Genomic DNA, 11,596 nt, shown 5'->3' with positions numbered 1-11,596 from the left:
CTGGCGCACCGCCCCGGCCCCCTGGTTCGCCGTCTGTGCCATCTGCGCCGCGGCGGCCATTTGCTGCATCTGCGCCTGCTGCTCCGCTCGGGCCCGCCGCATCTCCGCCACCGCCTCGTCGCTCCGGACGATCGCGGCGGGCACGCCCAGCATTCGCGCGTACTGGTCTACCGCCTCGTCGGCGTCGAACTTGTCCAGCACGTCGGGGTTGATCTTCGCCATTTCCCCGGCGTAGGTCGTCAGGCGGTCGATTCCGCCCAACCCCACCATCTGCTGCGCCTGAGCCAGCATCGAGATGTACTCGATCTTCAGCTCCTGCCCCGCCAGCTCCTCGGGGACGGGCGGAATGAGCCCCATGCGGTCCATGATCCCGAACGTCCGCCCGATGAACGGGTCCAGCAGCTCGTGATCCAGCCGCTCGTACACGGGCCCGATCATCATCATCTGCTCGTTGTTGATGGCGTTCACCTGCGTCGCCGTCATGTTCTTGTCGTCGTTCATGATGATCGCCAGGAACAGGTCCGCGAAGAAGATGCGCCGGATCGTATCCCGGCTGTCCTGCATCGCCGCGATCTGGCCGGGCAGGTCCGGCCGGACCTCGTAGAGCGGGCGGAATACCTGGTTGGGATCGGCCCCGTCCACGTAGGTGATGCCGTTGGGGCGCAGGTCCCGGTGCGTGCCCCGGAGGGAGTTCGGCCCCACCATCGGCGGCTGTATCGCCATCTTCTGCGCCACAAGGTAGTCCTTCCGGAGCTCCTGCAGCGTCTTCGACTCGCCCAGCGCGTCCCACCCCGGGCCGCGCCCGTAGAAGTCCCCGCCAACCACCTCCCACCTCGGGGCCACGATGGGGAACTCCGCATATCCCGACACGCGGAGGGGCCTTTCCGTCCTCCCCTCCTCCCAGTACACGGAGCGATAGGGTTTTTCCTCCGGCCCCGCATCGTCGTCCTCGAAGATGAGGTGCGACACGCGGAACCACTCGTCGCGCCGGCCCGCATCGAGCGCGTTTCGTGCTCCTTCGGAAAGGGCGTCCATGCCGAACCGGTCCCGCATCTGCACGGCCGTCATCCAGAAGCTGCGCCCGAAGGCGTTGGGCAGCCCGGCCACGTCATAGGCGACGCAGTATTCCCCGACGGTCATCGTCAGCCCCCGGACGACGTTCCGGGGATCCTCCTCGATGAGCATGCAGCCGATCCCAAACGCCCCCACCTCTTGATACAGGATGTGCAGACAGTTGTAGAGGTTCGACTGGCTCAGCACGTGCATCATGCGCCGCTCCACCTCGTCCAGCCACAGGCGCACCGGCCCGTAGTCCGCGAGGTCGGAGTCCGACACTCCCAGCCGGAACCACGGCCGGCTCGGGGAGGTCAACCCTCCCTGGAGCCCCGCGGACAGGACGTGCAGAGCCTGGAGCGGCGTCGGGTCCAGCAGGTGCTTGTCCTTCCGCTCTCCCTGATTGGGCTTCTGCCTGTCGAACGCCCCACGGCCCGGGGAGATGTACTTCGCGATCTCCTGCCAGACGGGCATCTGCCGGGAGCGGGCGTCCTCCATGTCCTTCAGGCGCTTCGCCAGAGCCCGCAGGTCGGGCGGCTCCCGAGGGGGACGCCGCTGCTTCTCCTCCTCCCGGTTCGGCATCTCACTGCCCCAGGAGCGTCTTGCGCCCGCTGCCCGTCCCCGACGCCCCCTCGGACAGGATCGTCGTGCGGGAGTTCATGGCCCCGCGCAGACGCTTCCGCTCGTCCTGGCGGGCGATGGCCGCGTCGTCCGTCCTCGCCTGCTCGATCGTCGGCGGCGGCGCAGGCGTCTCAACCTTTGGCGCTTTCGGCATACACATTGAAAAATCCTCTCCCTTCATTCCCGTTCACCAAGTGAACGGGTCATAATCCTCCAGCCCCCCGTGCATCGACTCGCGCGCCGGAATATCAGCACGCCGCACCACCGGCGCCGCAAACGTCAGCGCCAGCGCGTCCCCGTCGTCCGGGGAGGGAAGCCCGCGCTCCTTCATATCCTCCTTGCTCTCCAGCTGCAGCTTCCCTTTGGTGTTGTAGAAGTACTCCGGCGCGCACAGATCGTCCTCGATGTCCTGAGCCTCCGGCCCCTGGGAGGGCAGCGCCCCGCCGTCCCTCAGCCACTTCGCCACGGCGTGCCACATCTCCGAGCGCCGGTTCAGGTACAGGTCGTCCCGAACAGCGCCCTGACTGAAGTTGATGCCCATGACCACGTGTCCGAATCCCAGGTGGCTCAGCCGGTCGTAGACGGGAGCCCCCATCGCGCCCATGTCGATGAATGCGGCGTCCGGCTCGTGCTCCCGCATCAGGGACGCCAGGCGTTCCGCGAACACCATGCTGTCCGGCGTGTGGCGTTTGTAGAGGCGTCTGGCAAGGAGCCCCTGCCGCAGCCACACGGCGCTCTGGTCCGCTCCGCCCCGCGCCACGTCGATCCCCATGATCTTCGGCGCCCCGGCGACGTCCCGCTCCGTCAGACTCCGTTCCTTCGCCTGGCGGACCAGCTCCGCGGAGATGAGCTGCGTGTCCGACGCGTCGGGGAATATCCCCCTCACGCGCACCTTGACGAAATCGCTGTCCTCGCCGTAGTCCGTCACCCACTGCTTCAGCTGCGCCTTGTTCGTGATGGCCGCGGTGCGGCTGTCCACATGGATGTGATGCCAGCGGTCCCGGTACTTCCGGAAGCACTCCCGGAAGCGCCCCGTGTTGCGCGTCGGGTTCCCGAATGCCAGCCACAGGATCTCTGTGTCGCTGTCCGTCAGGGCCCCCTCCGTGACCTCCCAGATCGTGTCGTCGATGGCACTCGCCTCGTCGAAGACTACGACGATCCGCTTCCCCTGGTTGTGCAGCCCCGCGAACGCCTCAGTATTGTTCTTGCTCCACACGGCCGAATCGAAACGCCAAGTCGCCTCGTGCCCCTTCTCCCTGCCGGACAGGGATGTCGCCGCAATCTCGAACCAGTGACGGGCGATAAAGCGGTTGTACCACTTCGCCAGCTCCGCCCAGGTCTTCGTCTTGAGCTGGGAGCCAGTGTTCGCCGTCACGATCCCGCGAGCGTCCGGACACGTCGAGAGCGACCACAGGATAAGCCACGCCACCAGGGCGCTCTTCCCTATCCCGTGCCCGCTGGCCACCGCAACACGCAGGGGCTCCTTGCGGGACAGATTGTCCCGGATGTACTTCAAGACGTCCCGCTGCCATGCGTCGGGCCCGCCGAACCCGGACAGTTCTCCGACGCCCCAGGGGAAGGCGTACAAGACCCACGACAGAGGGTCCCGGCTCATACGCCCCATGTCCTTCGCCATCTCCGCGTCGAAGTTCACTCCGTCCCTTCACCTCCTTCCGCAGCACGTGCCCGCGCGGCCTCGATGCTGTCCGCTATCGACAGATTCACGTTCAGCTCCGCGTTCGTCAGCCCCAGAATTTCGGAGAGCTTTGCCAGGGCCGCCACCTTGTTGTGCCGCTTGATCTCGATCTCGCCTTTGGCGTTGATTTTCACCGACTCGATAGCGGCTGTGACGTGCCGGGGCCGGGAGGGCAGGGCGCGGATGACCTCCTCCCCAAAGGGAAGGTACTGCTGCGGGTCCTCCGGCAGCGGTTGCAGGTCGTCCTGGATGTTCGAGAACGCGATAGCTTTGAGTTCGGCAATAATCTGTTCCCGGCTGACCTCGCTGTCTTCACGCCACTCCCTTTCAAGTTCTGACAGTCGTTCGCGGATGTTACGCTTTGCTCGAAGCTCACAAGCCGTTGCACGGGCACGCTTTTGGGAGTACCCCGCAGCGATGGCGGCCTTCGTTCCGTTCCTCAAAACGAGATATTGCCGACAAAATTCCTCCTCCTTCGGCGACAGGTTCTCCCCCTTCATCCCTTCTCCCCCCCTTAACAAAAAGAGGACCACCCGGCTGGGGCAGTCCTCTCTCTCGCGATGTGGCTTCCTCGCTACAACTCTTGATCGTAGCAAATATACACCGAAACAGGGGGGAGAAGCAATGCCAAGTTATCCACAATCAGGGTCAGGAGGTTTCCCGAAGCAGATAGGCGATTGCCGTGGTCTCTCGTACCATTTCCCGGTCGCGCCAGCGCTCGACGACCATGTGCACCTTCAGGCAGGAATCTCGAAGGAGCTCCAAAGCCTGTTTCCGTTTTCTCCATGCATTTCGCTCCGACATATCCGCCTCCATGGCTGCATCGAGAAGACTCATGTTCTCGAAATAAAGCATCCGCACCAGCTGCAAAAGCGTCTCCGGCAGGTCGCGCAGCCCCCCTCCCACCGATTCCGTCACGGCCGTCAGTTCGCAATACTCCACGTCGCCGTTCTTCATGTCGCAGAGGGCCTCGGGGCCGGACAGCTTCTCACCGCCCTCGAAGCGGGGGGAATCCCCACCGCCTTGAGCCAATGCCTCGAGGTAATGTTCCCGCTCCGAAAGCGCTACGCAGATACGGGGAAAATCTCGCAGCACCCCCTCCACGGCTGCGAAGGTCGCCCGTCTCATCGCGCCCTCTCCTCTGTGGAGGCCGTCTCCGGAGCGGCGTGCCCCCAGTCATCGAACATCCGCAGCTGCTCCGCCTTCGGCTCCGGCTTTTTCGGCTTCGGGCGGAACCCCGGACACTCCCGCATCTTGCAGTACACCCGCCATGCTTTTCCCGCTACGCAATAATACGTATTTTTATCCTTTTGCCGCGGACAGTACATGCAAAAGGAACAGAGATATATTTTTTTCTCCCTCATGAACTTGAACTCTTCGGGACTGATGGGCTGCATCGCTCCGGACGCTCCTTTCCGAGGCAGACAAACCTTCTTTGTCCGCCTTGTGTCCGCCACTTTGTCCGCCATCCGAACCCGCCTGCGGCAATGCTTTATATTGCATGGCGGACAGAGCGGACTAAAGTCTGACAAAAAATCTTAAAAGAAAAAAGATCAAAATATCAAAACGCGCGCGCGTAAGAAAATTTTTCCGGGTTTTTGTGTCCTTTGTCCGCTGATTGGGTATAAGACATTCACTGACAAGGTTTTACGCGGCGGACAAACAGGCGGACAAAGGGCGGACAAACTTATCTTTGTCCGCCGCCCCCTAAGGGCTGTAGCAGTTCCTGTTGGGCATCCAGTAGCACCGGTCCCGCGCCTTCCCGCGCCGCTCCGGCTCCCGGCCGGTCAGCTTTCGCAGCACCTCCCCGGCGCGCCGCACCTGCATCTTCGTCGGGTTCTGCATCCCGCAGGATTTCAGAATGGCCGTCGCATTCATCCAGTCTCCCAGCCCCATGGAAAGATCCCGCTCGTACTCGTCCCAGTTCCAGCCGGAGGCGATAAGGTCCTCGATCTCGTCCCCGGCCTCGAAGTACCGGTTCAAAACGTCCAGCTCCGCCTCTTCCTCACGGGTCAGCCACCAGGGCTCCCCAGCCCGGTACAGAGAGAGCGCCTGCGCCCAGAGCTGCTGGAGGTCGATCCCGTGCCGGTAGTCGATGGCCTTGCAGGGGAGGCACCACCACCGGCTGTTCCCCGTCGTGTCCACCAGAAACTCCGCCTGGTTCACCGAGGCGCAGAACACCGTCCGCCGCGGGAACGTGCTCATCTTTCGGGCGAACGGGGTACGCATGATGTCCACCGGCGACGTGATAAACCCCTTGAGTTTGTTGATGTCCGCCTTTTTGAACGTCGCCTCCAGCTCGCCCAGCTCGATGATCCAGTGGCTGATCGCCCGCTTCACGCTGTCCTTGTCCTCCGGGTCCAGGGCAACGCTGTCCAGAAACCAATCCGACCCCTTGGGGACCAGCGCAGCGAGCCAGCTCGTTTTCCCGATCGCCTGATGCCCCTGCAGCACCAGAACGCCCCGGGCCTTGAATCCCTCCCGCTCGAAGCACGCCGCCACGGCGGAGATGAGCCAGCGTTTCAGCAGCAGCCGCTTCATCCGGTCCGGGAACCACTCCGCCAGAGTCAGGGTCTCCGTCAACTCCCCGATGCGGTCCTTCTCGTCCCAGCCCCGTATCCGTATCCAGTCCCGGACGGCGTTCCGGCGCCCCATGTCGGCGATCGCATCCAGGAACAGCGGCAGGTTCGAGGTCGGAAACCTGTGCTGCTCGCACAGCGAGACGACCAGCGCAAAGATGGAGTTCGCCCGGTTGTCCTTCCCGAACCGCCCCTCTTCGATCTCCGGCGGCAGCTTGTAATCCACGTCCTTCTTCACTTCATCGTACCAGACCCCAAGCCGTTCGTGGGCCAGCAGCACCTGCAGGTTCTCCAGCGTCCCCATCGGGGCCCCGTTCTTCCTCTCGTGGACCCAACGCGGCCAGGCGTAGTGCTTCTCCAGCTCAGGGACCTTCCGGTTCTCCTCCAACCGCAGGAAGATTTCCTCCGCCGTGCGCTCGATGCCGTGCAGGGCCGCGTAGTCGTTCCAGTCGCTCCCGGCCTCGTCCGCCTCAAAGACCGGCGAGGTGAACGGGATCCCAAACTGCTCCGCGAGCTCGAACGCCGCCGCCAGGCCGGGGTTCCCCGGCGTCCTGTGGTCGTTGTCGGCCGCAAGGGCCAGCCGCCCCGGATACCGGGACCGCAGCAGCTCCGCCACCTTCGGCAGGTTCCCGCAGTCCCAGGCCACAACCACCGTCCGACCCGTCGCCTCGTGCACCGTGGCCCCGGTGGCGAACCCCTCGCATAGAAAAACCTCCCGGTCTCCCCCCGAGGGGTTTTCATACGGTCCAGGGCTTCGCCCTGGCTCCGCCGAACCAAAGTCATGTGTCGAATCTGAGCTCTGCCCCGTCTTTTCATGCGGTTCAGGACAATGCCTTGGCTTTCCATACGGTTCAGGGCTCTGTCCTGGGATCACGAAGAACCCGCCCGCCTTCGGCGCCCCCGGATGGAAACGCTTCTCGCCGTCGGGTGCGATCGTTTGGATGTTCATCAGGGATCCGGAGACGTTTTGGATCGGCAGCACCAGGAGGTTCCCCAGCTGGCGCGCCCCGTGCGTTCCGGAGAGCCCCTTCTTTTTCAGGTACGGGTGTCCCGGCCTCGGCTCCGTGGCCGCCTCCCATTTCCGTGCCGCCTCCGCGCTCGCCTTCGCCCGCTCCAGCTCCTTCTGCCGCGCAGCCGCGGCGCGCTGAGCCTCCATGCGCTTCACGTACTCGCGTTTTTCCTCGTCGCTCCAGGGTGATTCCCCGGGCTGGTAATACGTCCACACGGCGTATTCCACGCCGTGCTTGGCGCTCCAGCTCTTTGCCCAGCCGCCGGGGCGATCGTCGCAATAGATGCAGTATTCGCCGTTTCGCGTCGTGCCGCGATCACCGGTGACTTTATAGCGGTGCTTCTGCCCATCCAGGAGGAGCCGTTCTCCCTCGGCCGGCGGGATCCCCAGGTCGCAGAGCCAGCGGACGAAGGAATCCTCGACCTCGATCGGCGTCGCCCAGCTCATGTTTGTCCCATGCTCCCCAGCCCCCAATGCTCTCAGGCTCTGCTTTCCTTATGTGCCTCTACTGTCATGAATGATCCCACCCTCAACCGTCCCGTCCTCGAAGAGGATGAGTTTCCCGGTAGCCCGGGCGTGTCCCACCTCCATGCAGCACCCCTCCGAGCGCTCCCAGTCCCCGAACACCCACAGCTCGTCCGCAAGGTCCAGCAGCGCCAGGCACTGCCGCATCACCCAGTCCTGCGGTCCCAGCGGGGACACAAAATCGAACGCGTGGATCGGCGAGAGGATCAGCACGTCGGGATGTGCCTCCGCCACACGCCGACAGAGCTCCGTGACGCGCGAAACATTCTGCTCCACCTCCGCGATATCCAGCCGCTCCCCGCGCAGCGGATGCGCGATGTAGACCCTTCTCATATTCCTGCCACCTTCTTTGCCCAGCACTTCCAGAACAGCTCCACCACGTCGCCGGGAATCTCATGATCGTCCCGGACCAGGCCGGCCCGCTTCGCGCACGTTGGGTGCGCGAACGTCGTCGAGAGCTTCCCCGCCCTCGGGTCGTAGCTGTAGAGAATATAGACCTTCAGTCTCGGCACAATCTTGTCCCCACACCTGCAACACCGGTTATGCGGGGCCTTCACCTCGGGCATCACACTCAAGACCTCACGCATCGTTTTTTCTCCCCTCTTGCTCTTTGTTATGGTCTACTTCGGCGCCATCCAGGAACGCGGCATAGACGACGAGGTGGCGCCCGTCGAGGTCCTGCGCCATTTCGTCCTCGGCCAGGACGCGCATCCTCCCCTCGACGTCGGCCGCCAGGACACGTTCTCCGGGAGACCCCGCGCTCCGGATCCGCGCTTCCTCGATCACGCTGACGATGCTCAGGTACAATGCCTGGCGGCTGTAGGCCTTCTGCATCATCCTCATCGTGTTCCGAATGCCCGTCACGGTCTCGAGCTCCCGCCGGATTTTCCCCTGCCGTTCCGTCTCCAGATCCTCGAGGAGGATAAATCCATCCTCCGGCTGCCCCAGCCGCAGCTGTTCGGCCCCCGGTCCTGCCGGGGATTCGGCTGCTCCTCGGCCTTGATGTCACCCTCTTCGGAAGCTTCCTTAACAACGTTCAGCTCGCCGTTCTCCGCTGTCCCGCTGCCGGAAGGCTTCTCCCGAAGGCTTTCCGGCAAGTCGTTCTCGATTTTCTCCAGCCATTTTCCCAGAACGCTGACCAGCTTCTTCTCACAAGGCGTATTTTGGGGGAACTCTTTCAGCTTCTTGTAAAAAATGGCGACGGCGTCCCACAGGGCCTCCTGCCGAGACCGAAAGGGGATATCGAACACCGAAGGGAGAGAGCCGGAGCCATGACCATACCCCTCCGCACACACGGCGCGGAACCACAAGGAACCATCCAGCACCGAATCCAGAAGAATCTGGTTGCCGCCGTTTGCCGGTCTGCCGTAAGACTTTGGCATAATGCATTCCAGGACCTCGGGATGATCGGAGATAATAGGCGAAGGATTGTTGTCGTCCTCGTCGTCCTTGATCCCGAACAGTGCCCTCAGTTCAACCAGGGCTCTCGATCTCTCCTCCCTGTGACCCGTGTATCCCAGGAGTCGCAGTCTCTGAGCTTCTTCAATGATTTTCTCGATGTCCTGCATGCTCCGCCCCCGTTTGCTATAATGAGCGGCAGGGGGCCGTCATCCCCCGTTGCCGCTCTGGTTTTTCCTTCCAAGGCCGTCCTCGAGGGCGGCCATTCCTATTTCTCCCGGCCGATCGCCCCGCACCGGCGCAGCTCGGCCGCCCCCACCCTGGCCAGGGCATTCAGCGCCTCGGAGAAACTTGCGGCATCGCACTGCTCCTTGTACGCCAGTGCCATCTCGCATACGTCCGCCTCCAGCACCACTCGCCCGCGAACCCGGCCTCCGCTCTTTCGTTTCACAACGCTCTCTCCCTTCCATGCTTGCCGAATGTCCCCCAGGAGACCCCGCACCTCCGTCCACGCCGCCCAGACGGCGAAACACCATGCCATCCCCATGAATACCTGCTGCAGAACAAACGGCCATGTCCACCCTTCCATCACGCCCCCGCCTCCTCCGGAAGCCGTCCTACGACCTGCTGCCGCTCGATCCAGGCGTCCAGCATCCGTATGTCGTATCGCACCGCTCCGCCGATCTTCAAATAGGGAATGGGGACCAGCCCGCCCTTTGCCAGTGCGGCTTTGAACGTCTCCTCGGTGTAGCGCAGCGGCGTTTCGCTGCGGAGGGAGCGTATCGTCCGGCCGGACAGATTCAGGTATGCCGCTGCCTGCTCCTCGGCCAGCAGCCGCGGCGTTACCGGGGCTACGGTTTCCTTGGTCCTCTCCGCGTTGGTCTTCCGCTTCATTTGCCCTCACCCCTTCCTCGCCCTCCCATCGCGGTACAATGGCCGCAGAAGGGAGGTGATTCAAAATGATGTCTGAGCTTGTAATGACCCACTGCCCCAACTGCCCGAAGGGGCGCGCTTTCCCGAACTCTTTGAGATGGCGAAAAATCGATGTTGCTTCCGACTTCACGGGGAAACAGGGGTTAATTCAAGCCATCGAGGTGTATTGCCAGAACTGCCGTTGTACGCTTTCCGTCACTCCGATTCTGAAATAACCGAGGATGTGTTGGGGCAGCCGTTTTTCAGCGCCTGCACGGAACGCAGCCACTCGCGGGCGACGCCGAGGATACGCTCTTTCTCGGCGTCGCCTCCTTCCGAGGTTCCCTCCGCCTGGAACCTAAGCTGCCATAAAATTTCCTCGATCTGGATATTCCCCATAATGTCTATCTGAAATTTCATCACGCTCCCGCCGCCTTCCACTTCTGCTGCTGTGCCCAGGCCTCGTCAAACCGCGCGGCCATTTCGTCCAGCATCAGCTTTTTTGCCTCCTCGCGATCCAGGTTCGCGGTCTTGATGTTGACCATCGCGGCGATGCGCTGCGGCGAGACGGACATCACGCGCTGCTCCGGCGCGTTTGCCGCCATGTTCAGAACTTCCATTCTCAATTCCCCCTCCCTGTCGTAAATCAAGGTGAACTCCCGTGTCTCCTCCGCCGGCCCGTTCAAAAGCTCCGCCTCGCTGACACCAAGGACCTCGCAGAGCCTGACGATCTCGGAGGCACGGGGCTCGCGCTGACCGGACTCCCAGCGGCGGACGGTGTTTTCATGGACCCCTACTTTTTCTGATAGGGCAAATTGAGATAACCCCAATTTTGTCCTCCATTCTTTTAACCGCATCTTTTCACCTCCCAAAACGCCCCGTTTGTGTCGAAATAATACACTCCAAATTTGTGCATGTCAATAGAATGCAACACAAATGGAGCGCACAAGCAACATTTTTAGGTCTGGAATTAAGCAACCCAAACGGATATATTGTGTTGGGAGGGAAGTAATATGAGCCTCGGGACAAGGTTGAAGATGCTCCGTAAGCAAATGGGTTTTTCGCAAGAACGCTTAGGAGATTTGGTTGACGCCCATGTTAATACTGTTCGGCGGTGGGAAAATGGCTCTCGTTCTCCGGACACGGAGATGCTCCAAAAACTCGCCCGAGCCCTCGACACCTCAACGGGTTACCTCTTGGGCGAGACCGACGATCCTAAGCGTTACACGAGCAGATTGTCGGAATTGGTAGGAACCGATGGGAATGAGTCCTCTCTTCTTATAACATCGAAACATGGCATCTCCGGGAGTCCCGAAGCGGAGAGTCCGTTGCCCGAATCCAACGTTCGGCTGCTCTCTGAGCGGATTGTGGAGATCCCCGTTTACCCTATTTCCGCCTGCATGGGGAAGGGGTTCGACAATGAAGGAGAGGCGTGTGCGGCCATCGATACCTTGTATCTCTCACGCGACAGCGTGGGGATTGACGCTCCCGAAAGACCCTTTGCCCTGCTTGTTGAAGGGAACTCGATGAGCCCAGCCATTGAAGATGGAGAACGAATTGTCGTGAACCCGAACATTACGCTTGGGCGCGGGGATGTTTGCTTGGCTCGTATTCGCTCAAACGGATACTTGCGGGATGCAGTTAAGTTCTATTTTCCAAGGCCAGGCGGCGGGTGCATTCTCAAATCGTCGGAAACAAGTGGAATTCCACCATTGGAATTCACACCTCAAGAAGTAAAAGACAACGACGTGGTTATTGTGGGCAGGGTCGTTTACATCGACACAGGGCGAAAGATTTGAAGGG

The 11,596-nt window shown here is 62.0% G+C and carries 15 protein-coding genes; 1 reads left to right on the top strand and 14 read right to left on the bottom strand.

Annotated elements, in window-relative coordinates; all coding sequences use genetic code 11:
• The 14 genes from ABLA28_RS08010 to ABLA28_RS07945 all read right to left on the bottom strand — a co-directional run.
• Window positions 1-1,635 (bottom strand): portal protein (locus ABLA28_RS08010; RefSeq protein ID WP_347713215.1); only part of this gene is annotated, 1,635 nt, incomplete at its 3' end.
• Window position 1,636: 1 nt separating this feature from the next.
• Window positions 1,637-1,834: a hypothetical protein gene (locus ABLA28_RS08005; RefSeq protein ID WP_347713214.1), complete on the bottom strand. Its 198-nt coding sequence runs from the start codon at window positions 1,832-1,834 to the stop codon at window positions 1,637-1,639.
• A 27-nt stretch (window positions 1,835-1,861) separates the two neighbouring features.
• Window positions 1,862-3,328 carry a hypothetical protein gene (locus ABLA28_RS08000; protein ID WP_347713213.1) on the bottom strand — a complete coding sequence of 489 codons (1,467 nt, stop codon included), beginning with the start codon at window positions 3,326-3,328 and terminating at the stop codon, window positions 1,862-1,864.
• Window positions 3,325-3,870 (bottom strand): terminase small subunit, encoded by a 546-nt coding sequence (locus tag ABLA28_RS07995; RefSeq protein WP_347713212.1) that lies wholly within the window; start codon window positions 3,868-3,870, stop codon window positions 3,325-3,327. Before ABLA28_RS07995 ends, ABLA28_RS08000 begins: the two co-directional genes overlap by 4 nt.
• A 148-nt stretch (window positions 3,871-4,018) precedes the next feature.
• Window positions 4,019-4,498: a hypothetical protein gene (locus tag ABLA28_RS07990; protein WP_347713211.1), complete on the bottom strand. Its 480-nt coding sequence runs from the start codon at window positions 4,496-4,498 to the stop codon at window positions 4,019-4,021.
• 579 nt (window positions 4,499-5,077) lie between these two features.
• On the bottom strand, window positions 5,078-7,405 hold the full coding sequence (locus ABLA28_RS07985; protein ID WP_347713210.1) for a VapE domain-containing protein: 2,328 nt from the start codon (window positions 7,403-7,405) through the stop codon (window positions 5,078-5,080).
• A gap of 48 nt (window positions 7,406-7,453) precedes the next feature.
• Window positions 7,454-7,816 (bottom strand): DUF4406 domain-containing protein, encoded by a 363-nt coding sequence (locus tag ABLA28_RS07980; protein ID WP_347713209.1) that lies wholly within the window; start codon window positions 7,814-7,816, stop codon window positions 7,454-7,456.
• Window positions 7,813-7,995: a hypothetical protein gene (locus tag ABLA28_RS07975; protein ID WP_347713208.1), complete on the bottom strand. Its 183-nt coding sequence runs from the start codon at window positions 7,993-7,995 to the stop codon at window positions 7,813-7,815. Before ABLA28_RS07975 ends, ABLA28_RS07980 begins: the two co-directional genes overlap by 4 nt.
• A 67-nt stretch (window positions 7,996-8,062) precedes the next feature.
• Window positions 8,063-8,347, bottom strand: a complete 285-nt coding sequence (locus tag ABLA28_RS07970; protein WP_347713207.1) for a hypothetical protein — start codon at window positions 8,345-8,347, stop codon at window positions 8,063-8,065.
• Window positions 8,344-9,051, bottom strand: a complete 708-nt coding sequence (locus ABLA28_RS07965) for a hypothetical protein (protein ID WP_347713206.1) — start codon at window positions 9,049-9,051, stop codon at window positions 8,344-8,346. Before ABLA28_RS07965 ends, ABLA28_RS07970 begins: the two co-directional genes overlap by 4 nt.
• Window positions 9,052-9,149: 98 nt before the next feature.
• Window positions 9,150-9,473, bottom strand: coding sequence for a hypothetical protein (locus ABLA28_RS07960; protein WP_347713205.1), 324 nt, complete (start codon window positions 9,471-9,473; stop codon window positions 9,150-9,152).
• Window positions 9,470-9,775 carry a hypothetical protein gene (locus ABLA28_RS07955; RefSeq protein ID WP_347713204.1) on the bottom strand — a complete coding sequence of 102 codons (306 nt, stop codon included), beginning with the start codon at window positions 9,773-9,775 and terminating at the stop codon, window positions 9,470-9,472. Before ABLA28_RS07955 ends, ABLA28_RS07960 begins: the two co-directional genes overlap by 4 nt.
• Before the next feature lie 234 nt (window positions 9,776-10,009).
• The gene (locus ABLA28_RS07950; RefSeq protein WP_347713203.1) at window positions 10,010-10,216 is read right to left on the bottom strand and encodes a hypothetical protein; all 207 of its coding nucleotides are present in this window, start codon (window positions 10,214-10,216) and stop codon (window positions 10,010-10,012) included.
• On the bottom strand, window positions 10,213-10,650 hold the full coding sequence (locus tag ABLA28_RS07945) for a helix-turn-helix transcriptional regulator (RefSeq protein WP_347713202.1): 438 nt from the start codon (window positions 10,648-10,650) through the stop codon (window positions 10,213-10,215). Before ABLA28_RS07945 ends, ABLA28_RS07950 begins: the two co-directional genes overlap by 4 nt.
• 156 nt (window positions 10,651-10,806) lie before the next feature.
• Here ABLA28_RS07945 and ABLA28_RS07940 point away from each other — a divergent pair, with 156 nt between their 5' ends.
• Window positions 10,807-11,592: a LexA family transcriptional regulator gene (locus ABLA28_RS07940; RefSeq protein WP_347713201.1), complete on the top strand. Its 786-nt coding sequence runs from the start codon at window positions 10,807-10,809 to the stop codon at window positions 11,590-11,592.
• Window positions 11,593-11,596: the final 4 nt, after the last annotated feature.

Source organism: uncultured Fretibacterium sp., assembly GCF_963544685.1.
Lineage (GTDB): Bacteria > Synergistota > Synergistia > Synergistales > Aminobacteriaceae > CAJPSE01.
This window is presented reverse-complemented; position numbering and strand designations above follow the sequence as displayed.

Coding starts and splice junctions, on each gene's coding strand:
- ABLA28_RS08005 (WP_347713214.1), bottom strand. CDS start 1,834: ATGTGTATGCCGAAAGCGCCAAAGGTTGAGACGCCTGCGCCGCCGCCG.
- ABLA28_RS07995 (WP_347713212.1), bottom strand. CDS start 3,870: ATGAAGGGGGAGAACCTGTCGCCGAAGGAGGAGGAATTTTGTCGGCAA.
- ABLA28_RS07990 (WP_347713211.1), bottom strand. CDS start 4,498: ATGAGACGGGCGACCTTCGCAGCCGTGGAGGGGGTGCTGCGAGATTTT.
- ABLA28_RS07985 (WP_347713210.1), bottom strand. CDS start 7,405: ATGAGCTGGGCGACGCCGATCGAGGTCGAGGATTCCTTCGTCCGCTGG.
- ABLA28_RS07980 (WP_347713209.1), bottom strand. CDS start 7,816: ATGAGAAGGGTCTACATCGCGCATCCGCTGCGCGGGGAGCGGCTGGAT.
- ABLA28_RS07965 (WP_347713206.1), bottom strand. CDS start 9,051: ATGCAGGACATCGAGAAAATCATTGAAGAAGCTCAGAGACTGCGACTC.
- ABLA28_RS07955 (WP_347713204.1), bottom strand. CDS start 9,775: ATGAAGCGGAAGACCAACGCGGAGAGGACCAAGGAAACCGTAGCCCCG.
- ABLA28_RS07945 (WP_347713202.1), bottom strand. CDS start 10,650: ATGCGGTTAAAAGAATGGAGGACAAAATTGGGGTTATCTCAATTTGCC.
- ABLA28_RS07940 (WP_347713201.1), top strand. CDS start 10,807: ATGAGCCTCGGGACAAGGTTGAAGATGCTCCGTAAGCAAATGGGTTTT.